This window comes from Vibrio sp. Vb1127 (assembly GCF_033338735.1).
Lineage (GTDB): Bacteria > Pseudomonadota > Gammaproteobacteria > Enterobacterales > Vibrionaceae > Vibrio > Vibrio alginolyticus.
Genome location: NZ_JAWOTF010000005.1, coordinates 58473 through 82806, shown reverse-complemented (window position 1 = coordinate 82806; position 24334 = coordinate 58473). Strand labels below are relative to the sequence as shown.

The following is a 24334-nucleotide window of genomic DNA, read 5'->3' as shown; positions in this document are numbered from 1 at the left end:
CGCCCTCTTATAACTTACCAACTAGGTTAATGAACACGCCTGATGCATCGTAATCGTCATCATTCGCTAGATTGCCATCAAAGCCTGAGAAGTTGTAACCCACGCCGACTTTGAAGTTGTCGCTCAAATGTTTGTTAACCGAAACCAATGCTCCCTGCTCTAACTCGTCGTAGGTGCTGTCCGTCTTCCAGTGGTACTCACCAGTCACGTCCCAATCTTTCATAACACGGTAAGAGGCACTCAAACCGTAGAGAGAAATTTTACTGTCGACTGGAATGTCTTCGCCTGACTGACGAGTGAAGATTTCATGCTTGTCCTTATAAGCGTATTTCGCGCCTAAATCCCAGTTTGCATCCAACGAGTAGATACCTTCGATTTCGATGATGTGGCTTTCTTCATCTTTGTAATCCACATCGCGGTTAAGTTGGTCGAAGTCCACCAAATACGTATAACGAGAAAGTACGTTCAAACGGTCGTTGTAGATTGGGCGATATGCTAAACCTGCGGTCGACTCAATAAAACGAGCCAACACTTTATCGCTCGATTTGCTCTCTGAGCGTGAGTAGTTGAACTTACCAAACAAGGTGTACTCTTCCGTTAGATGATGTGTGTAACGGTTAGTCGTCACCCATTGGTCGACACGTTTTTTATCTGGGTCTGCGGAATCATCGGTCTTGTCGACACGGTACTCGACTTTGTTCTTGAACAATACGTCATCGACATCGATGGATGTGCTCACACTCACGGCTTGGCGCTCTGTGGTGATCTTCTGGTCGTCTTCAATTTCGCCTTTTTGATAGCCAATCCCCATGTCGATGTCGTCGTTCATGTCGTAACCAAAACCAAACGAGTCAATACGACCTTTGCCGTTGTTCTCATCTACAAATTGGTTTTCTTGGTAGAAATCGACGGTTGAAGTCAGGTCTGCACGTTGACCGACAATCACGTTGTTTTTGCCTTCGTAAGTGTCGTCTACGTAGGTTAAGTAGGTGCTGTAATCTTCCGTTACGTCATACGTCACGCTCGCTTCTGCGGCATCGCCGCGATCACCCGTGGTGTATTCCGCGCCAACCACAAAGTCTTCTAGAATTCGCGTTTCACCACCGAGCGTGACGCTGTCGTTCTCGTCGTATTCGTCTGTTTGGCCTACGGTTTTCTGACCTTTGATGTACACGTTGTTGTCGCTGTCCCAGATGTAGTCAGCACGCAGACCCGCTAACGTGCCTTTGCCTTTTTCATCTTGGTTGTTTAGCTCTTCAACTTGTTTACCCGCTGCCGAGATCTTGATGTGTTTGGTGACTTTAACTTGGGTTTCCAATTCCGCTTGCTGGGTATCCGTTCGCAAATCACCATCGGATTCACGCTCTTCAACCGAGGTAAAGCGCGTCTTAACAGCAACTCGGTCAGTGGCTTGGAAACGAATTTCGGTACCGTAAGACTCTTGCTCTAAGTCATCATCTTGGCTAGCAAAACTGTAACCTGCGTCTTTGGATTTGTACCAAGCTTTAACGTCGTTACCCACCGCAGAGAATACGTTAGGAGCTAAGTCGTAAAGGTTCATCACCCCTTTCACTTGGTAGATATCACCTTCACGATCTTCCGCGTTGCTGCCAATTGGGGTAAAGGTTAAACCGCCATCGAAAGAAACGTAGTTGGAATCGGTTTGACGACCTTTACTGTGTCCGAATTCGGCTTTTAAGTACGTCCCTTCAGATGCACGCAAGGTTAAGTCCGTGCCGTACGCTTCGTAATCTTGGTTGTCTTTTTCTTCGGTTTGGTAGTTTGCACCCACACCGATGTAGTCGTTCACCCAACCTTTCACACGACCACCAGCGGTCATTGCGTCAAGCGCGTCACTGCCTTGAGGGACGTATTCATAGTCCACCGCAAGATAGTTTTTGTATCCTGAACTCGGTTGGTCGTTTATCACATCACCAAAGTTATCCGAAATGATGTTGTTCAGCGGTCTGGTCAGAATAATGCGGCCTTGGTATGGGTCGATTTCATAGTCACGCCCCGATTGCAGCGGCATTTCTTGCACAGTGATGCTGCTGTCTGGGTCGACAACTTTCACCATCACTTTGTCACTGCCCGGTACCACTTCACCATGACGCAAGAAGTACAACGAACCACCAGTACCTAGGAATTCATCGTGAGCGAAGAGTGAATCAGATTCAGCCGCAAAGCCAACAATGTTTAGACGATCTTCACCAAACTTGGTGGTTGAACGAGTACGGTAGTCACCTTTAAAGCCGTATAAGCTACGGTTGTAATCGTTGTTGTCGGTGCCAGTAATGCCAGTGTTGTAGTTACCCCACAACACATTGGATTTGTCGTACTCAACGTTGAGGTAAACCTTACCTTTGGTATTTACCACTTTGTAGATGTTGGAACTGTCACCATAGTTGCCGTAATACATCTCATCGTCGTCTTCGAGAATGTCGAATACGCTGGATGAGTCAGAGGCAAACGGGTTCTTAAACATGTCTCGCACGTCACTCTCTTTAGTATCAAAGTGAGTGGTAACTCTGAGTTTGTCGCCAAATTTACCCTGACCAAAGTACGCCAAGCGTCCTTGGTTATAGATGTCATCTTGGTATTGCTCGTCGACGGCTAATGCGGCGGAGTTGCCCGTCACTTTGTTTTTACCGATGTAGAAATCCGCAAGACCTGCTTGTACCCAATACTCATCAGGAATACGCACGTACAGTTGGTAGCGACGCTCTTCACCGCTGTCGAATACTACACGAGTAGGGAAGAGATACGCATCTGCTGGCAAGTACTGTTCTGCGTATAACTCGCCCTCTTCCACATCAAACTCGTCTTCGCCAATCACGACTTTATCGACGCCTTTTAGTCCCGTACCCATGAATCTTGCCAGACCCGCAGAGGTTGGAATGTTGTGACGCATCAACTGAGCTTTACCAAGCTTGCGGCTTTGCTCTTCTTCACCGTCGTTCTTGTCGATATCGACTTCAGAATCTGGCTCGACAAGGTCAATCACACCAACCGTCGTCACGTCCATGTTGCCGTCTTTATCGAAGGCTTTTAAACGGAACAACAGCTGTGTGTTGGATTCAAATTGATACTCTTGGTCGGTCGCGCCATCCCAAACAATGTTGAAATCGTTGGCAAATTGCTGACCTTCAACCACTGCTAAAGGGTCAACCAAGCCACGGTCACCACCACGGAAGACTTCCAGTTGGTAATGGTCAACGTAGTAGCTGAAGTTGGTTGTGATAGCAAAGCTCATCTCTTGCAATGGCTTGCCATCTTTCACTTCAACATCGCTGCTAATGCTCAGGTCAAGTACCGGGTCAAATCGCATGATGTCGCGGCTTACCCAAATCGCACCTTGGTCTAGGTAGATACGCGAGTTATCCGTTTGTTCGTGAGCTTTTACTTCAATACCCAGTGAGTCACTGTCAAGTTTCTCCAATTGGCTGGTGTCTTTCGCGTACGAAAGTATTGGCAACGCAGCCGCGATACACATTGTCAGTTTTGATTGTCTAAATCTAATCATAATAATCCTGCTTAACCGCTTGAGTGGTTGGCTGGGTCTGGCCCAGCCTGCGTCTGTACTGCGAACGGTTAATCATCCCCACTGCTTTGAATACTGAAGTTAAATTTCGTCAGTTTGTTTGGTGTGATTCGGCGTACTTTCGGGTTCTCACTGACCACCCTCATGCCTGTCGGTAGCGAGTCTGTGTCGACTTTGACCAAGAACTGCTTACCTTTTTTATTCAACACCCACTGATCTGGAACGTGGTATCGACCATATTGGTCTGTCTCGATGATGATGCCTTCGACCGTTAACAGTCGAACGCCTGGGATACCGTCTTCGTAAAGTCCTTTGTTCTCTACAATGATTTCCCATAAGTACATATCCCCATCTCGGTAGAGGTTTCTCACCACGTCGATGTTCTCTGCCGACAGACCTTTTTTCTTATCTCCTTTGTGCTTGGTAATCGCGTTACCTTGCTTATCGAACTCGATGTGCGTGCCGTTATCCGTTGTCACCTTGAACGGGAAACCTTGGCGAGTTCGAGTATTAAACTGGAACACCACTTTGTTGCTGTGTTCGAGGGTACGGTTACGAGATAGACCAAACAGCTCATCGACTTCATAGCCTTTGTCCACACTCGACATAACAACGTCTTGGCCTTTGAGTTTCACCTTCACATCTTTAAGTTGGGTTTCAACGCCATCTTGAGTAATGAAAGTTGAGCCCAGTACGTAATCGCCTGCGGCAAGGTCTACATCAATATAAATGTCATCTGCCGTTGCGTCTGCTTGGAAACCGTCACCGTTGTGGTCTTCAAACACCTTGCCGATGATCGAAGCGGTGTCGAATACCTTATCTGGCATGACTTCAACCGTTGCACTGGCGAGGTTCGACTTCACAACGTAGTTGGTCGTGGTGTTTTGTGCCGAGAAGCTTTCTGCCGGTGGCGCTTCGGCCCATGCTGTGTTGGTGTAAACGCCAAAGGTAGCACCGACGCTTACACGCATTAGGTAACGGATACGAACAGCATCAGCGGTTTTCGAATCGCCCTTGCCGTAAATATTCATGTCGCCGACTTCGAAGAACAGTTGATTGGTCTTCGTTGGCTCTACGGTGATTTGGATGTCATCCGAGGTATCAAATACGCCATCAGGACCACTGTTGACCATCTCTGTCGAGTCTGGGATGTAAGCAAAGCCGCCCGGATAGCGGTCAACCAAACGTACACCCGTGAATGGGTTGTCGTTTTTATTGGTAATCACGACTTCGTATTCAACAACTTCACCGACGCTCGCCTCTGACTTGCTCGCTACCTTGGTCACTTTCAGCATGCCTTCGTTGTAAGCTTGCTTCTTAACCTTGATCGTGACGTTGGCGAACGCGACTTCACCTGTCGATGCTTTCGCGGTAAAGACGTTCGTGAAGTTGTCATCAATGCCTTGGTTGATCTCACCTGTCACTACGATTTCGTATTCATTACCTTGGTACGCCTTCATAGTGTGGTTTGAATCGACATTGCTATCTGAATCGACAGAAACCACCACACCAGACTTAAGCTCAGTGATGGTCGCTTTCCATGTGGTGAACAATGGATTGCCGTTGTTACCAATAAGCTTATCGATTTCATCCAACAGGTTGACGCTTTCTGCATCTGCAGAGCCTCGGTTGGTCGCCGTCATCGTGAAGGTAATTTCATCGTCGTCGTTGGTGTATTCCGCTTTATCTGCCACCTTGGTCACCGACAAAATGATCGGCAGTGGTTTGATAGTTGCGAAATCATCCGCCAGAACATCACTTTCTGACTTGTCGTAGGCATACGCGTGGTTGGTGATTTCTCCCATCGCATCCGCGTTGACGACACCCGTGATTTCAATGTCCAACTTATCGTTTGGCGCAATAATCACACGGCTATTCACGTCCAGATTGTCACCTTGAATCTGTGGTAACACGATGGTGCGGTCATCACTGTATGAGCTTGTCATGCTCCAACTGGTAAACGCTGGCGCTTCGGTGTCATGAATCGTATTTACCTTCAACTCTGAGATAAGATCCTTAAGCACTATCTCTTCGGTAAACGATCCAGATTCATTACTTAACACCACGTGGTAAGTGACGTTTTCACCCGGACGGTAGTACTCATCATCGACGGTCTTCTCTAGCTTGACCGACTCTGGCATCGCCAATAGCATCGCGCTTGCTTCTTGAGTTTCACCGCGGAACAACGCACTTGCTGTGTTCTCAATCTCGCCCGTTGCGTATTGATTCACCAAACCAGTGATGACGAACTCCACTTCATCATTCGCTGCAATGGTCAGCGTTGAATCGATGTCCGTATTTACGCTTGGAATATTGGTAATGTCAGTATCGGAACTGCCCTTGTTAACTTCGATACGCCACGAATCGAACGCTTTGACTGTCGTGCCATCTAAACGAACCACTTCAAGATCACTAATGGCATCTTTCACCTCGACATCTGTTGCTGGCACCGTACCTTCGTTCTTCACTTTGACGCGGAATGTCGCTTCTTTGCCCGGAATGTAGAACTCAGTGTCAGCGGTTTTCTCGATAGAGATACCTTGCGATTGAGGCTGAATAGTCGCGCTCGATTGTTGTGTGGTGCCATTCAAATCAGCGGTGGCAGTGTTGGTAATTTCACTCGCCGCTAATGGGTTGGTTTTCGCCGTAATGGTGAACTCAACAATGTCATGCGGCGCGATATCGATTACTGAACGAATGTCTTGGTTATCGATAGGCATTGGCGTGATCGTTGTGCGGCTGTCAGTGTTGGTTGTTTCAATCGTCCAGCTTTCAAACGCTCGCTCATTAACACCGTAAATGTTGGTCGCTTTGATACCCGATAGCATGTCATCCAATTTAATGTCGTTATCGAAACCATCGGTACCGTTGTAAACACGAACATGGAAAACCGCTTCCTCACCCGGAATGTAAATTGGTGATTCTGCTGTTTTCTCAATCCAAACTTCTTCAGGTAAGGTTTCTAACGTTGCTGTTGCATCGGTGGTCGCACCGCCGAACTCAGCTGTCGCGGTGTTAACGATGTTAGCCACCGCACTGCTGTTGACTGTACCTGTGATGGCAAATTCAACCGTGTCGCCAGGCGCGATATCAAGGTTGGTAGAAATGTCACCGTTTGGTCCTGGTACCGTTTCGATATTGGTGCGTGGGTCGCCTTTAGTGGTCACGATGGTCCAATCATTCAATGCAGGCTCCATTGCTCCACCCGAGGTTTCCACTTCGAGTGAAGAAATGATGTCCTCGACTTTTACATCGGCCGCAAAGCCAGAACCGTTGTTGGTCACTTTGACGCGGAATGTAGAGAACTCTCCCGGCTGGTAGTAACGCTCATCGGTGGTTTTCTCTAGAATGATATCGCCCGGACGCGGTTTCAACGTTGCCGTTGCCGTCACGTCTTTACTGTTGTGATTCAACGTTGCGGTGTTAACAATGTCGCCCGTCGCTTCTGTATTGACTAGACCAATAACGTAAAGGGTGATGGTGTCGTTCGGTGCGAGGTCGATGTTGTAATCAATATCCTTGTCGACAACGAGTGAGTTAGCATCGACTGTGGTCAGTGAACTGCCCGTAACATACTGAACCGCCCATTGCAGGAAGGCTTGGTTCGCCGAGCCATCAATGGTGTTCACGGTTAGCGCACCAATTTCATCTTTTAGGTTGATGTCATTCGCGTAGCTGTTGCCTTCGTTGACGATTTTCAGGATGTAACCTGCCGCTTGGTTAGGGCTATAAAACTCTACCATTGGCTCTTTGGTGAAGGTTAAATCTGGGATCTTCGCCGTGCTGGTCGCTTCTGCGGTTTTAGTCGAACCGTTGTAGGTCACTTCAACTTGGTTGGTGACATCGCCCACCACTTCTGGGTCAAGCTCCCCTTCCGCCGTAATGGTCACCACATCATTTGGACCGATGTCCAAGCTGCCATCTAAAAACTCACCAGTGGACGATGGGAACTTGGTGTCACCCGTCTGTGAAGATGCATTGAAGAAGATGGTGCCAGATTCAAACGCTTTTACTGTCGCGCCCGTAATACTGGTTGAAGTGATGTCGTTGACCAGATCTTTGATCTCCACATCACTCGCCCAGTTGGCGGTGGTGTTTTCGATCTTGATGGTATAGGTCAGCTTGTCACCTGATTCGTATTGGCTCTTATCAACTGTTTTATCGACCGTGAGGTCAGCAGTTGCCGCCACGTAAGTCGCATCCGCAGTTTGAGAGCTGCTTGAATCGCTCACTTCCACTACGTTGGTGATATCGCCAACAAGGTCCGCTTTTACAACACCTTCAACATGAAGTTTCACTGTGTGATCTGGGTGAATGTTGTAACGAATCTGATAACCATTGTCGCCAGTCACCTCAGAGCCCGCTATGGGTTGAGTCAACGTTGGATCGGTACCATCAACGCTCACAGATTTTGCTGACCAAGAATCAAACGCACGCACAGGTAATGTTGCGCCAGCTTTCTCAGCACGAATTGTCTTCCAAAGGTCTGAAATCAACACATCGGTCGCATAACCTGTACCGGTATTTTTCACCTCAATGTCGTAACCAATGGTATCACCCGGATGGTAAATCGCAGGGGTGATTGAGGTTACTTTAGTCACAGCAAGGCTTCCCGGTTCTGGGACGATAACTTTTTCTTTGAGGTTGTAGGTGAAGTACTTGGTTCCTGAATTCAGCTTACCTTGTAGTTGGTTTGTAAACTCACCAACGGCATCATCACGAACATGACCAACGACTTCGATTAGGATTTCACTTTCTGCACCGCCATCCACTTTACCATTCATTTTCACGGTAACGTCGATGTCAGTATTGGCTGCGATAGATTGGAGCGGTGTAATGTCACGGAAACCAGAAGCGTTACCGTCGCTCACCACACTTGCTGTTACTGCCCAATCTTTAAGTGCTGTCTGTTCAGAGCCATCAGCAACTTCAACCTTGTACGTCGAGATCAAATCTCGAACATCAATTTCTTCGTTAAGTAGCGTTTCATTTCGAATGCGCATTTCATAACGAATCTCGGAACCCGGTGTGTAAGTTGGTGTGCTGGTCGACTTCTCTGCCGTTAAGCTTGAAGTACCCGGATCCAACACAATCGCATTACTATCAACATCATTCACTTTTGCAATATTTGTGATTGTGCCAGACGCATCCGCCGCTACCGTGCCGTCAATCTCAAACACAACCGCATCACCCGGCATCAAGTCGAACGCTGCATTCAGTGGCACGGTTCCTTGGTAGTTACCCGTAATAGAGAATCGGTCTGGATCAGGCGCACTTACGATTGCCACACTGTAGTCTTGGAATGCAGCCTTACCATCTGATGTATTAATGGTGTTTAGCTCATCAACGATAGTCGCGCCATTGGTAATGCTGTCGCCCACGTTGGTCACACTAACTTGATACTGAACTTGACCGTTCGGGTTGTAGTGACAATCTGTACCCGTCGTTGATGGGAAAGTACATGTACCACTGTCTGCGGTAGTACTCAGCACTGACTTCTCGAAGTTCAATACAGGCACAACTGGTGGAATTACATCAGTTGTATCACTTTGGTTGCCTGCTTTACCCGTGTTGCCATCGATATCACCAAGTGCATCTGGGCGAACTTTACCAGTAACCGTAAACTCAATGACTTCTTCCGGAGCGATATCGACTAACAGGTCAAGATCATCGGTTGCATCATAAGATTCGATGTAAGTGTCTTGTGTTCCCGTTGTACCTGTTGAAGTAAAGGCATGGGAGATGTTGGTCTCTGAGAACGCAGATTTCGTCGTCCCGCCAATCACCTCAACGCGAACGTTAGAGACGATATCTTGGATAACGGTTTGATCACGCCACACGGGTTCGGTGTTGGTCACCGTGAATTTGTAGATGACCTCATCTTCCGGTTTGTAAGTGTCACCGGATACATAAGATTTGCCATCGATAGAGACAATTTCTTTACTCACCGACAGGTTACTACCCTCTGGCGTGACTTTCGCAGAATTGAAGTTGCTGCCGTTGTATTTCGGAGTCGCAACAATCTGGTCGAGCGCGTCTTGGCGGATCTGTGACTCCATGACAAAGTCAATCCAACCACCCGGCGCAATTGAAAGTACAGGAATGTCGATATCTGCATTTGCGCCGCCGGTATAGCCATCAATTAGCGTCGTCGCTTCACCCGAGGTCGTCGCGGTCACTGTCCAACCATATTGGCCAAATGCCTGTAGCGTTTGTGAGTCAGATTCGCCTGCTGCGTTTTGCGCGACACGTACTTTGACGTTTGAGAACAACTCTTTCAGTGACTTGTTGTACTCCAAACCTTTACCATTGTTCTCAATACGCAAGTGGTAAACGATCTTTTCGCCGTCTGTCGTATGGTTGTATGTGGTCTTGTGTGTCGCTAGTGATGTATCAGTGTACGCTTTATGCGACTTAGCAATGCTCACCGGCAGCATGTTCACGGGTTCTGACGGTAAATTATGGCTGTTGTCTACCACCGCAACGTTGAGAATTTGGCCAACGGCTTTCTCACTGATCTTCGCTTTAATGGTGTAAGTAACAAAGGTTCCACCTGTCGCGAATCCGTTTGCGGCTAAGTTGAAATTAGTGTCGATATCACTGTTATTGCTGACAGAGCCTGCATCACTGATGCCACTCGAATCGGTACTGGTCACGATGGTCCATGAATCAAACGCACGACCTTTACCGCTTCCATCGAAGTAATCAGTCTGAATCTTGCTGATTTCATCCTTGATTGGCATCTCATTGATGTGAACGTTGTTCAAGTTCTTCAGTGAGATTTCATACTCGATGTAACCACCCGGCGTGTAACCACCGCTTAACTCGGTAGTGCCATCCTGATCGTAGATTTTGGTGACATGTTTAGAGAAGTCGTACTTCTCAGCAGACGCTTTGGTCTCCGCACTCACGGTATCACCATCGACAGTAAGCAAGTTCAAGATCTCACCGACGGAGTTGTTGTTCACCCTAGCTGTGACAACGTATTCAATGGTTGTGCCTTTAGGGATGGATGCATGAGTATCGATGTCTGCGTTATCAGCAATCTTGCCATCCAGATCGAGAATAGCCGAGGAGCTGCCACTGACGATCCTTGGAACAACCGTCCAACCCGAGTCAAACGCTTTACCGCTTGTGCCATCGACAAGATCGACCATGATATTGGATAGTCGGTCGATGACAGGAATGTTGTATGCGTTGCCCTTACCATCGTTTTCGATCGTTAAGCGGTAAACCAGAGGTTGTCCCGGTTCATAGCTTGATTGATCTACCGTCTTGGAGAACGCTAGATGGTAGCTGTTCGGAATAACCGTGATGCCACCAATGGTGATTGTGCCAGTCGCGTCTTCTCGCACTACACCAACAACTTCAAAGGTAACAGAGTCTTTTCCTGCGACATCGATCGTTGTGTTGATGTCTTGATTATCCGCAACGGTGCCATCTAACGTGCCATCTGTTGTACCGTCGCCACCATTAGAATCGTCCTTCGAAACATCTACTGTGAAACCTTTATCAAATGGCGTAGCCAAAGAGCCATCCAACAACTGAGTCGTCACACCGGTGATGTTTTCACTTACTGCGTGGTCATTGACATAACCGGTTTGAGAAGAAACCGTCACTTGATAGGTAAGTGTATCGCCCGGAGAGTAGAATTTTGATTCCACGCCATTAACCAATAGCTTTCTGACTACATCACCACCGTTGTATGCGCGCTCCATCTCGTGATGAGAAACGTGTGATTCTTCAGTCACTTGGCCAAAGTCACGGTATACGTAGGCATCATTCTCAATTTTGTCATTTAAGTTACCCATTGAATCCTGAGAACCAATGACATTGTCTTTAACACGAGCTTTAATTCGGAAAGTACGCAATTCGCCCGCAGCAAGTGTCATCGTGTTCGATGCATCACCCGGTGGGTAAATAAAATCTTCTGTAGTTTGAGATTGAAAACCGCCACCGTCATCGAAATCAAACTGCCAGTATTCGAATGGAGATTGATCTGGGTAGTTTTCATATTGATTGTCTTTGTCATTTGCCAACACAGAGCGAATGTCTGTCAGTAAATCAACGACCTTAAGACCATTTTCAACATTCGCGCCGTTGTTCAAAACACGAACCTCATAAGTGACGTCATCGCCAGGGACAAAACGTACTTTGTCCGCTGTTTTCAGAATAGAAACGTTAAGAGAATCCCCCGATGTACCACCAATTTCGGCAGAAGAGGATTGGTTTAAGTTCGTCGATGGGTCATAGATCTCTGCGGTATTAGAGATCTCATCTTCTACATAGTCATTTTTAACTGTAGCTTTAATGGTATAGACGACATAACCTTCTGAGCCATTGATCTTAGGGTCAATATCGATGTAGCTATTGATGTTGCCGCCATCTGGAAAACCTGACTTCTCACCTTCATAACTGCCTGTTTTAAAGGGTGAGTTATTGGAGTCTGTCGACGCTGTAATTGTCCAATCTGAGAACGCATTTAGGCCGAGGATATCATCCGTAACATGCACTTCGTTGGCATAGCCTGGACCAGTATTGACGATTGTGACTTTAAACGTCACCTTATCGCCGGGCTTGAAATCATCGTTTGGCGTTGTTTTGGCAACAATAACTTTCGGATCGTGAGGATAAACTACTACCGTGTCCGAAGCTGAATTTTGAATGCTTGAATCAGGCGTTTTAATTTCTGCCGTGTTATCAAATCGAGAGTAAATGATCTCGTTTTCATTTGAGCGATCGATTTGTGCCACGATGGTGTAAAGCACTTCAACGTTTGGCGGGATATGCGCTGTGGTGTCTAGATCTGTGTTATCGCTAAAAGTACCGACATCTGTATAAGCAGGGTTGCCATCAAGTTGAGGATCATCCGAGATGATCTCAGCACTGATCGTCCACGACTTGAAGACTTGTTTTGACGTCGTGTCTGGTTCCAATATCTTCGCGGTGATCGAAGATAAGGCGTCTTTTACCGCCACATTTGTCGCATAACCGTTTTCTTTATCGTTCTTCAGGCTGATTTGGTAAGTGACCTCAGTATCCAGCTTAGAATAAGCCGTCTGCTCACCATGAAAACCTGAGTCAGTATTGGTCTTAACGCGTTTGTTTAGCTCAATCGCAAAATCACGAGGATCAGAACCTCGGTCTGCATAAACAGAGCCATCCACCGTGACTTCGTTTGAGATATGACCATTTGCAATTGGGTTAGTGTCAGCAACGATGGTGTATTCGATATAGGAGTGAGGTTGAAGCGTTGCGATGACATTTAAATTGTCAGGGTGTTTAACTTCTCCGGTCATCCCCGTATTTGAAGCAGTTGCTGGTGTGCCATCGTCTTTAAATGCTTCAGCGGTGATCGTCCAATCCGAATAAGCATTGATTTCTTTGCCGTTGATATCGGTTGTTTTCACTGAGTTCAGGTCATCTAGCACCTGAACTTGGTTTGCAAAACCATCACCATCGTTCGTCACGGTAATGGTGTAAGTAAGAGTCTGGCCTGAAGAGTAAAAGCGACTATCTACATCTTTACTTGCGCGCAAGTTGTCATCTGGTGTTTGAACACCCGAGCCTTCTTCAGTGACGTTATCGTTAGAACAACTTGGATCGTCATCAAGAATAAGACCAGTGCTGGTATCATTGGTTTTCGCAGTCAGCTTGTACTTGATGGTTTTACCTGGAGCGATATCTGGGGTTAGCGAAAGTGGATTCGACGTCCAAGTGCCGTAGCTAAAGGTGCCTGGGTCCGAGCCAATCGAGTCCTCACCCGAAATAACCTCAACTTTCCACTGTTCAAAAGCTTGGCCATCCCCTGCGCCACCCGCTTGCTCAGTCTTAACACAAGTTAGGTTATCTTGGACTAACAGGTTGTTGGCAAAATATTTTGATGAGCCATTTGTAACGGTAATTTCGTACTCAATTTCACCACCTGGTACATATTCGGATGCAGAAGTGGTCTTCGAAATAGAGATATCAGAATCCGTCACACTCAACACTTTTTCAGCATCAACCGTATCCGAAATACTGGAGCTTTTGACCAACGAGCCTGAGTCATCCGTTACAGAAGCAGTAAAGCCTTGCAAGGTACCAATCGTGATTGGGGTAAGGGTTGCTTTAATTTGGTAGGTGATCGACTCGCCCGGATAGATAGAAACGGTATCGTCAAAATCGACATCCGTTTGTGCGCTGCCTTGGTAGTCAGAAAGTGAGTTACTGCCAATGCTTGAAACCGTGATATCCCAGGTCGTGAAGGGGTTACCATCCACATCGGTGTTGTTGTAAGAAGGGGATAAATTGTTAGCTAAACCATTGCGGCTAATTAGGTCGCTAATATTTTGTTTTACATGATAATTATGAGCAATCGCACCACCGTTGTTACTCACCTTCAACTCAAAATCCACCTCACCGTTAATCAGGTATGGCGATGTTGAATTGAGCGTGTGTTCCAGTACAATTTCAGGCTCAGATGGAGGCGTTGATAGCGGGTTGCCGTCGACCGTACCAGCACGAGTCGTGGAGCTTGCTTGGGTATCAATATCGGAAACTAAGTCCGCAGCAACCGTCGCTTTGATGGTGTAAGTAATGTAACCACCAACAGAGATCTCCGCATCGGTGACTGACAAATCTCCTGTTGTTGCAAAGGTACCCGCATCGCTCCCCGATGAAGCCACGGCACTAATGGTCACGCTGCTAAATGCATTCCCTGTTGTGCCATCTAACTTTTGTCCTGTTAAAGACGCAAACTCTTGCTCAATATCTAATCCTTTAACCGCATAAGCACCATTATTGGTTGCCGTTAAAGAATAAGTCAGTGTGCCGCCAACATCGTATTCGGTCGGGCTAACGTATTCTTCGAGAAGATAATCGTATTCAGCCGGAGGGAAAGTAATTGTATCTGGGTTAGTAAAAGTCGTCTCTGTGCCGGAAACCGTTCCTTTTACTTCGGTGTTGCCAAGAACAATATCTTCAGCAGCATCATCAGCAACCGTCGCTTCAATTTGATAAGTAATACGCCCTAGCGGTAATAAGTTTGCGCCGGTCACATTCAGGTTGCTATTGCTAGAGGAGTAAGTACCTGCATTCGTACCTAGCGTATGAGTATCAGTGATCTTGACACTACTGAACGCCCTATTCGAACCAGACATCACATCCCAAATGGCATTCGTTACGGAGACATCACTGATCGTGCTGATCGTCGTATTTCGAACTTCAATCGAGTATGTAATGACCTGTCCATTTTCGTAGGGCAGACCGAATGTTGGATTAAAGGATATTTCTATTTCGCCTGCAGCTAATGCATTTTCAGAGTAAAAAAAAGCAATCAATAACAAGATAACACTAATCTTAAACATTGATGTAATGCTTTCCAACTTGTATAAATTTTTATTAGTCATTTTTAAGAAAGTATAATCCATAAAAATATAATATTTAGCGTAATAACACTGTTGAATTTAAAATAATAAAAATAAAAACCAAAATTAATCCCTGTTTTTCATGATAAATACACAACATTATTATCAGCCTAATGGCACAAAGTAATTTATATTTAAAATATAATAATCAATTGCAAATAGTAACAATAAATAAAATATATTGTTATATAAAGAATAGTTATCAGATTTGTCTTACAAAAAAATAAATGTATGGCTACAAAGTGGTAAGTAAAAAAATGCACATGATAATTTGTTTGAATCGTACACATGAATAAAACCACCATATATTCATTAAATCTATCATTCGAAAAGATTTTAATAGAAACCTCAGATGGGATTCGGATAAGTAATTTAAGCTATTATTCCTACCGTGACCTTTCACAACCTACATAACCTTTCGATTGGGTATAGACTCGAGCTTTATGTTGTTCTAACAGGTGATAAATCCCACCGACCAAAGCCAAGTTAAATTTTTATCCCAAAGTTCGTTTCCTTTTTTAACTTTCAGAAAAATTACAATATCTTCGCTATTTACCATACCACACTTTTCTATCTCCCTTGCGACAATACTTTGAACTACAGTACACCTGTAACATGACAGTAAGTTCTCAGCCTATTTCTTCAATAATTAATATCTAATCGTAATTACGTGTCGCTGACTACACCGGGTGAACTATATAAATTAACAACGCAATCTATTTAAAGCTTTTTAATTTTTTTGAGTTGTAAGAACGATAATTCCTGTATTTATATTTTAAATTTCCCTATACAATATTATAAGATTTTATATGATAATTAATGACGATATAACGTCGTATTTATTTAATAAAACACATTACCAACAATAAAATAAGATTGTAAAAAAGAAAAATTTTAAATTTACTGATATGATAATACATTTTTATTTTACAGCAAGGTTTAATGTACTTTATCTGAAATACTTAATACTCCATATTGTTTATTTTTAAAAAGTATCAAATAATTCATCCAAGTTACTAATACTAAAAAATTATGGATATAAAAATAAATTATCACTAAGTTTTCAAAAATGCTCTAAGATACAAACTATGAAAATGAATAGAGTACTATATGACATTTCTACCACAGTTAACCTAAAAATAATTAGCTAGTAAAATATTGATATTCTTCACTAGATCAGAAAAACTAAAAATTACAAACATACGACTTTAAGAAAAAAACCTAGACTTTAAACTGTTTATTTAATGATGATATGTAATTGGATTTGATACTCTTTGACAATACTCTTCAAAAAGCACTTAGAAATTACTCCTCTCTGAAGGCGCGATTCATGCTTTCTGTAATTGGCTTTATTAGGTAGCTCAATGGCGTTCGTGGCTCAGATAAAATCAGCACTTCGGCATTCATGCCTGAGGTTAAACGATGTTTTGTCACATCTTCCGGTGAAATTGCAATTCTAGCGAGATAAAAATCTTCTTGGTTTTCTTGCGAGAGCTTATCGGCAGAAATCGTCAGCACTGTACCGTCTAAAGGTGCCAACGTCCGTGCATTCAGAGCGGTCAGACGAACATGCGCTTGCTGGCCTGGACTCACTAAATCAATATCCTGAGGATTAACACGAGCCTCGACTAACAACTTATCGTCTTGCGGGACCAGTTCTAGTAACGTTTCACCCGAGCCAATCACACCTTTTTCGGTAAACACTTGCATGTTGACTACGCGACCAGAAATAGGTGCGTTGATCGTTGTTCTTGCGACAATATCTTGAGCGGAGCGATATTCTTCCCGAATTGCGACAATTTCCGTTTTGGTGTTTCGTAGTTCCTCTACAATCTCATTCAGCCTTTCAAGCTTCAACTCTTCAATTTGCGCTAGGTTCTCATCTAACCTTTTTCTAACGGTGAGCGATTGCCTGTCTAACTGGCTTAAGGTACTTCTCACCTCCGCTGCTAGGCGCTTGAGTTGAAGTAAGGTAGATTTTCCCGAGAAACCTTTTTGCACCAAGGCTTGGTTGCTGTCTATTTCTTCAGCAATAAAGTTGAGCCGTTCCGTCTCAATCACTTTGGTTTGCTGAAGGTTTTCAAGCTCTAAATTTGCTCCAGAAATACTCTGCTCAATGATACTCAGTTTACTATCAAAGAATCGCTTTCTCGCTTCAAAGATCTTGTTTTGAACCAGTTGTGCTTCTTGTACGATATCGACACGGGGAATGCTTTCAAGATCATCAGACCATACAATCGTTGGAAGCTCATCAAGCTCCGCACTTAAACGGTTTTCCTTTGCTAGAGTATGGATAAAACGACCACTTAACGAGTCCAACTTAGCCATAGCTTGACGCTTAGAAAGTTGAATTAATAACTGACCTTTTTCGACTAAATCCCCTTCCTGTACATATAGCTTTTCAATAATACCGCCTTCTAAATGCTGAATTTCTTGTCGCTTAGTGAGAACTGACAAATCACCATAAGCAATCGCTGCACTTTCTAATTTGGCTGTTGCAGCCCAGTAGCCAAGACCTCCAAGAAAAACACTTAAGGTCACCACACCGAGTAAAATTGGTTTTCGAAAGCTTAGTCTCGCTTTGGGGCTAAAACGATATACGATCTCGGTAGAACTCTGATTAACGGTTGGCAGTTGATTGCTCATTTCTTACCCTTGGGATATCTGTTCTTTCTTCGCCCATCAAACGTTTTAATACTTCATCTTTAGCGCCGTATAACTTGACTCGGCCGTCAGCCAAATACAACAGCCTATCCATTTGTCGTAACGTACTCGGATTGTGGGCAATGACGATAATCGTTGTACTCTGTGCTTTTAAATGGGCAATCAAACGTTGATACGCAGCCTCTCCCTCACCATCGAGGTTGGCATTCGCTTCATCGAAAATCACAATAGAAGGATCGCCATAAACGGCTCTTGCAAGAGCGATTCTCTGCCTTTCCCCCCCAGATAAACCACGGCCATTTTCACCAATAATGCAATCATAGCCTTTGTTTTTCTTGAGTATTAATTCATGACATCCTGCTAGTTGAGCCGCCTTGATGACTTTAGCGGGGTCTTCTTCTTTAAAGCGCGCGATGTTCTCTCGAATTGTGCCAGGAAATAACTCCACCTCTTGAGCGAGATACCCAAAATGCACGCCGCGATCTTCAGATGCCCATACGGAGACTTCCATTCCATCAAGAGTCACTTTACCCGCTAATGGCTTAACCGTACCTAATAACAGCCGAGCAAACGTCGATTTACCCGTACCAGAAGGGCCAATCACCCCAACAGCAACACCCGGAGGAATCGATAAGTTGATCGATGAGAGCACTGGTTCGGTTGCTCCAGGATGGCGATAGGCCAGTCCGGTAAGCTCATAGTGTCCTTTTGGTTTAGGCAGTGGCATATCTGATTCATCTTGGCGCACGATCGCATCGATTTCTTTCAACCTTTTATAGGCGCCTTTAGCAGACATCGCACTTCGCCACGTGCCTATCGCCTGCTCCATCGGCGATAATGCCCGACTCATTAATATGGAGCTCGCGATCATCGCCCCTGCCGTTATCTCATGTTGGATAACTAACCATGCACCACCTCCCAGTAAAAATATCTGTAGTGATCCACGCACAAACTTAGAAAAGTTAGCCATGTAGATGAACTTACCTGCAACTCGCTCTTCAAGCACATTCACTTCACTCACGCGCGACTGCCACTTCTCTAAAAATGCATTCATCATCCCCATTGCGAGAATTGAATTGGAGTTTTGCGTGGCTAATTCTGCTTTGTTGATATGAGAAATCGCTCTGACTTCGCTCTCTTGCATTGTTTTACGCGTCATTAGCTCATTAAGTAGACCTAGGCTAAACAATACGATAGATCCAAGTAACGCGATGTGACCTAGTATCGGGTGCAATAAATACACAAATAAAATAAACAGCGGTGTCCAGGGCGCATCCAACAGTGGATAAGGTGCTTGACTGCTCAAAAAGCTTTTGATGTTCTGAATGTCTCTCAGAGTTTGCGAGGTATAACTCTTCCCAGTATGTGATTGATATTGAATCGTGCGCTTGAGCATGAAAGCGGAGAGTTTTGTGTCCATCCAATAACCAAAAGATTTACTCATTTGTGCTCGTGCAATGTCGATGATAGACATGGTTAACAGCGCGACAATTACGATGACAGTGAGCAAGAATAAAGTATCGGTTGAGTAGGAGGATATCACTCGGTTGTACACTTGAAGCATGTACAGCGGAATAGAGAGAACCAATAAGTTGATAAAAAGGCTAAAAACGATCAGCAAGCCCGCAAGCGTGCATAGTTTTTGTTTCACTTCTTTGAAAACCGTTTTTTGCACGACTACTTCCGTTTAACGTGAAAATTGTAGGCGCCAGAAATACTAGCGCCTAGCTTAAGGTAACCTCAAATCGCTCTAGAGTGTCCGGTTAGTTCGCTTTAGCATGGCAGAGCCACGCAAACTAATTCCCATCCAGAGTTATTTTCAGTCGTTTAGATTACGAACAGATCTGCACCATAGGTGTTGATGTCAGTTTCAGTCACGCCAATAAGTTTCACTGTTAGATCAGCCCCATCGGTAAACACTGCATTCCCAACTGCATCGTAGCTAAAGCTTAAATCACCGAAGGCTGTAACCGAGTCGCTAACAATGTGCAAAGAATCTTCACCAATGGTGAAATCCATAACCTTTGCTTCGCCATGGCCACCAAACTTATCCGTGAACACAAACTTGTCACTGTCACTCCCACCTACCAATATGTTATCTCCAGCCCCTACAACAAGAATATCATCACCAGTGTTTCCTAATAGCTTGTTATCACCCAACAAACCTAAAAGCTTATCGTTTCCAAAACCTCCTTTTAATAGATCATCACCAATCCCACCTTTTAACAAATCATCTCCAGCACCACCAATTAGGCGATCATCACCGTCGCCGCCGATCACATAATCATTACCGCCACCGCCAACAAACGAGTCATTACCACCAAAACCGATAAACAAATCATCGCCGCCATCGAAATCAGCAAATTGGTTATTTACACCTGCATCGCCTAAATACGTGTCATTGTCACTTGCGCTCATTTTTATTCCCTCTTGGCTTATTAATTGAATAGACCTTCTGTTCCACGTCTGACTAGATTCGTCACGACATGAGAAGTCTAATAGTCAAATGAATAGGAATAAGTTTGAATATGGGATGATATTTCAGACTGACATTTTAATAATAAATATAAAATTTAGTACTTTATAGAGTATTTTCTTTTTATTACAGCAAGTTAATACTAGTACTACAGGTTTCTCTTAGCCCAACTTGTAGCTTGCGTACGGTTCTTTACTTCTAACTTTCTAAAAATATTGTATAGATGTGATTTAATAGTATGCTCGCTGATAAATAAAGAATCAGCGATTTCCATATTTGAACCACCTTCTTTCAACATTTTTAAAACCTGAACTTCACGCCGAGTAAGCTCAACCTCAATAGCAGGTTCGATAATGCTATTTACTTCTCTGCCTCGATAATAATTTACTAGCTGATCAAGTAATCTTCGAGACAGCCAATTATCCCCTTTTATTATTGCTTTTAATCCCTGACAAACCTTGTCCATTGAATCTCCTGGACCAAATATACCTTTTACATGAGGCCAAGAAGCGAGTTCTTCTGTGTCTAAGTCATAACCTAGATTAAGCATTATGGTTCCTAGCACTTTATTACTATCTTTTAAATAAACTAAAGTTTCGGAAGGAATCTCAACTGAAAAATCAACAAGCAAAAAGTAGCGTTCCGGAATGAGTTCATGATAACTAGGGTTTTTAGTATCAATGATCGTTATTTTAGTTTCTGTATTTTTAGAAAGCATTTCCTTAAAGTTTTCACTCTGTAAACTTTGTTGAGTGAGCATTAGGATTTCAGGCTTTTCCATATACTGTTCCATAATGTTTCTCATACTTTCAGTGACTTAACATTCTTAAATTAGTAGTTAATCGTCAGCACTTAGTTTGATATGTAAGTGCTAGTTCACAGAGTAAAGTTATTTGCTACTTTTTTAAATTCTAAAGTTATTAAAAAGAGAACCAAAAAAAGTGTTTCTCATAAAAGAAACACTTTTAACACATTCAGGTCACAGAAATTATTAAGAGTTTACTAAATTAGGCAACCTAATATTGCAATAGCATTACACCGGTAACGAGTTGTCTGAAATATTTTCCTTTGCCCAAATAAGTGCTTGAACTCTATTTTTCACATCAATCTTCTTGAAAATATTATGTAAATGCGTTTTTACCGTATTCTCGCTGACAAATAATTGTTCAGCGATTTGTTGATTGGACGCCCCCATGGAAAGAAAGGTAATTATTTGTTGCTCTCGTTTGGTCAGAATAGCGGAAACATTCTTATTTATAGGTTTGCAATGTCGACGAAGGTAAGTAATGTACTGCTGAGAAAACTTACGACTGAACCACATATCTCCTTGAAGCACCTTACCAATACCAACTTGCAACGTTTTTATATCATCAGAGGTATAGAAAATACCGGCCAAAGTACGCCAAGCAAAGAGATCTTCTGTCGATATGGATTGCTCACAATTAATTAAGATTTCAAGCGTGTCTTTCTGCTTGGCCGCTTTAAACTCCGCATAACGGCGAAAAATTTCATCCGTGATCACGCTGCAATCAACAATAATGGCTGATGAAAGAGATTCATGTAACACTCTGTGAATCAGATTATCTGGCGTGATTAGAGCAACACTAATACCGAGTTTGGTCTCCAATACATCTTTCAACAGAGATGACTGTAGACTTCCCTCCGTGATTAAAATAACGTTTCTTTTTTTTTGCTGCTCCATCCTGATCGCATTCCCTTGGTCGTTTTTATTGAAATACGCAATAGATTTAGATAGAGCGGTAGTATTGTCAAGTATGAAAATCACTAGTACTAATTAATAACTCATTGAAATGTCAATAATTTTTAAGTGGCAAGTATGTGAGAGGTATTAGCATTTTTCAGACATTAAAAAAGGGAGTATAAACTCCCTTTTTGTGTTTGAGCAGGTGATTTAATCACGCACGTTAGAGGTAAAACACCACCTAACTTAGTGGATTGGAACTGCGTTTTTTTGGTTAAACTTACCAAAGTGTTGTTCTAACACTTCTGGCGTCAGCTTACCTTCCGCTTCCAGCTTTTTCAGCTCAGCGACGATCGCTTTTTGCTCTTCTAGCGACGGCAGTTTTACTTCTGGCTCCTGAGCGGTTTCTTGAGAAATTTGCTCTAGTTCTTTTTCGAAGTCATTCATAGTACTTACCTAAAATTAATGATTGAACTTTTAAACTTCGCCTATTCTATCCAACTCTATAACTTGAAGCTACCAACCATCTTGTCTAAACGAGAAGAGAGCGCTTGAAGATCGCGACTTGCATCCGCCAACTCTTCTGCTGTCGCGGTTGTCATTTCATTTATCGCGTTGATTTCTTCGATATTTTGATTAATGGTATGCACCACCGTGGATTGCTCTTCCGTCGCCGTTGCAACTTGTGTATTACGATCAGAGATGTCGGTGATTCGTTCAGAAATACTGATTAATACCTCGACTGCTTCATCGGTAGAAGTAACCCCTTCAATGGTGACCGCTTTGCCCGCTTCCATAGCACTTACCGCGTCTTGTGCGTCACTTTGAAGCTGATTGATCATGCGCTGAATCTCTTCTGTAGAATCAGCCGTGCGTGAAGCTAGGTTTCTTACCTCATCAGCAACAACCGCAAAACCACGTCCCTGCTCACCAGCACGAGCAGCCTCAATTGCAGCGTTTAGCGCAAGTAAATTCGTTTGCTCAGAGATGTCACGAATTACACCCAGAATCGAGCCAATATCTTTGGTTGTCGATGCCAACTGCGTAACAACAATATTGGTTGTTTCAACATCATCGGCTAGGCGGCTGATCACCTCTTTTGCTTTCATCACAACTTCTCGACCAGTTTGAGTGTTATCTGAAGCCTGATTTGCCGTATCAGCAGCGGTAGCAGCGTTCGATGCAATTTCACTGATGGTCGCACCCATTTGGTTGATAGCTGCAACTACTTGAATGGTTTGATCACGCTGCTCTTGGCTGTTGTCGTGTGTGGATGTTGCTTTCGTTGACACACTTTCTGCCGCTTGACTTAATGAGCCACTGGTTAAAGCAACCTCTTTCATCGTGGCATGAATCTTCTCAATAAATCCATTAAAGCCTTTTGAAAGCTGAGCAATTTCATCATTACCCTTAATTTCAATACGCTGCGCCAAATCGCCTTCACCTTGCCCAAGGTCGGTAAAACGATCGGCAATCAGTCGGATTGGTTTCGTAATGCTGTTTGCCAACCATACGCCCATGAGAATGAATACAACGGCAACAATGATGGTCGTAAACAGCATTTTTTTAGCTGTCGCATTCAGGTCTGCGAATACTTCATCAACGGGAACCACGCCAATAACAAACCAGTTCATTGAAGGAACATACAAACTAGAAACAAAAGTATCCTGCCCTTCAAACTCCACATTAATTAGGTTGAAGCTATTTTTGTTCAACAGCGCACTTGCGTCACTACCAAATAGTTTAGTGATAGAAGTTTGGTTCTTACCTTGTTGGCGGTGTATTTGAATCTGGCCTTGTTCATTAGTGAGGAACACGTAACCCGTATCTTCAATTTTAAACCCATTGAGCAAAGCAACCATGTCTCCCATAGATTTAGAGAGACCTGACATTGATGTACCATTAAGATCTTGGAAATTGGCAAACATTTTCACTTCGCCATTTGCCTCTTGGAACACACTCACGGACGTTTCTTGACCAGACGACGTAAATCCAAAGAACCAAGCATCTTGCGTTCGGTTAAGTTGACGTAAGAATCCGTTTTGATTCCAGTAATATGCCGTTTGACGATTCGCTACCGACGCATCATTAAGACCATACTGTGATTTAACGTTATTGAGCTGCTGAACCAACTGAACTTCTACTGACGGATCACGGTCTGTATTAGATAGGGCTTCAACAATAAATTCGTTTGTAGCCAGCTGTTTTGCCGCTTGTTGCATTTCGACAACTTCGCGGTCAATTTCGGTATTGATTTGCTGCAACATCGCAGGTAGCTCGATGTCAATAAGACGATGGCTCAATACATCTCTCGCATGACGCTGAGCCATAACACCAACAATGATTGTTGATGCTAGAACAGCAAACGTAATGCCAAGTACAACCTTCTGTTTGATGCTCAAGGAATGAAGTTTCAACATATTCGGACCTTTTAAAAGAATCACTTGTTATTGGCCCCACAAGGGGAATCAGGTGCATATCTCATGACACGCACACCACGGAATCTTTATCGGCTCATATGTACAAAACTAGAGGCATTTCTC

At 43.9% G+C, this 24334-nt stretch carries 9 protein-coding genes; all 9 read right to left on the bottom strand.

Annotated elements, in window-relative coordinates:
* Nucleotides 1-7 precede the first annotated feature (7 nt).
* The 9 genes from R7H07_RS09435 to R7H07_RS09395 all read right to left on the bottom strand — a co-directional run bounded on the left by R7H07_RS09435 (nt 8) and on the right by R7H07_RS09395 (nt 24211).
* Complete coding sequence (locus tag R7H07_RS09435) at nt 8-3523, bottom strand: hypothetical protein (RefSeq protein WP_206959027.1); 3516 nt, start codon at nt 3521-3523, stop codon at nt 8-10.
* Between the two features lie 68 nt (nt 3524-3591).
* Entirely contained in the window at nt 3592-14889 is an 11298-nt protein-coding gene (locus tag R7H07_RS09430; RefSeq protein WP_206959029.1) for a DUF11 domain-containing protein, read from the bottom strand.
* A 1365-nt stretch (nt 14890-16254) separates the two neighbouring features.
* Nucleotides 16255-17595, bottom strand: a complete 1341-nt coding sequence (locus R7H07_RS09425) for an HlyD family type I secretion periplasmic adaptor subunit (RefSeq protein WP_206959032.1) — start codon at nt 17593-17595, stop codon at nt 16255-16257.
* A complete protein-coding gene (locus tag R7H07_RS09420) occupies nt 17570-19288 on the bottom strand; it encodes a type I secretion system permease/ATPase (protein ID WP_206959034.1) in 1719 nt (572 codons plus the stop codon). The genes R7H07_RS09425 and R7H07_RS09420 overlap by 26 nt, the downstream gene beginning before the upstream one ends.
* Before the next feature lie 152 nt (nt 19289-19440).
* Nucleotides 19441-20031 carry a calcium-binding protein gene (locus R7H07_RS09415; RefSeq protein WP_206959036.1) on the bottom strand — a complete coding sequence of 197 codons (591 nt, stop codon included), beginning with the start codon at nt 20029-20031 and terminating at the stop codon, nt 19441-19443.
* Between the two features lie 206 nt (nt 20032-20237).
* Entirely contained in the window at nt 20238-20894 is a 657-nt protein-coding gene (locus R7H07_RS09410; RefSeq protein WP_031777174.1) for a LuxR C-terminal-related transcriptional regulator, read from the bottom strand.
* Between the two features lie 228 nt (nt 20895-21122).
* The gene (locus R7H07_RS09405) at nt 21123-21791 is read right to left on the bottom strand and encodes a LuxR C-terminal-related transcriptional regulator (RefSeq protein ID WP_206959038.1); all 669 of its coding nucleotides are present in this window, start codon (nt 21789-21791) and stop codon (nt 21123-21125) included.
* Between the two features lie 246 nt (nt 21792-22037).
* Nucleotides 22038-22238 carry a restriction endonuclease subunit S gene (locus R7H07_RS09400; protein WP_005375165.1) on the bottom strand — a complete coding sequence of 67 codons (201 nt, stop codon included), beginning with the start codon at nt 22236-22238 and terminating at the stop codon, nt 22038-22040.
* Nucleotides 22239-22294: 56 nt separating this feature from the next.
* On the bottom strand, nt 22295-24211 hold the full coding sequence (locus tag R7H07_RS09395; RefSeq protein ID WP_017821859.1) for a methyl-accepting chemotaxis protein: 1917 nt from the start codon (nt 24209-24211) through the stop codon (nt 22295-22297).
* Nucleotides 24212-24334 lie beyond the last annotated feature (123 nt).

Excerpts from the sequence above, each read along its gene's own strand:
- R7H07_RS09435 (WP_206959027.1), bottom strand. The coding sequence starts at position 3,523 with ATGATTAGATTTAGACAATCAAAACTGACAATGTGTATCGCGGCTGCG.
- R7H07_RS09430 (WP_206959029.1), bottom strand. The coding sequence starts at position 14,889 with ATGTTTAAGATTAGTGTTATCTTGTTATTGATTGCTTTTTTTTACTCT.
- R7H07_RS09425 (WP_206959032.1), bottom strand. The coding sequence starts at position 17,595 with ATGAGCAATCAACTGCCAACCGTTAATCAGAGTTCTACCGAGATCGTA.
- R7H07_RS09415 (WP_206959036.1), bottom strand. The coding sequence starts at position 20,031 with ATGAGCGCAAGTGACAATGACACGTATTTAGGCGATGCAGGTGTAAAT.
- R7H07_RS09410 (WP_031777174.1), bottom strand. The coding sequence starts at position 20,894 with ATGAGAAACATTATGGAACAGTATATGGAAAAGCCTGAAATCCTAATG.
- R7H07_RS09405 (WP_206959038.1), bottom strand. The coding sequence starts at position 21,791 with ATGGAGCAGCAAAAAAAAAGAAACGTTATTTTAATCACGGAGGGAAGT.
- R7H07_RS09400 (WP_005375165.1), bottom strand. The coding sequence starts at position 22,238 with ATGAATGACTTCGAAAAAGAACTAGAGCAAATTTCTCAAGAAACCGCT.
- R7H07_RS09395 (WP_017821859.1), bottom strand. The coding sequence starts at position 24,211 with ATGTTGAAACTTCATTCCTTGAGCATCAAACAGAAGGTTGTACTTGGC.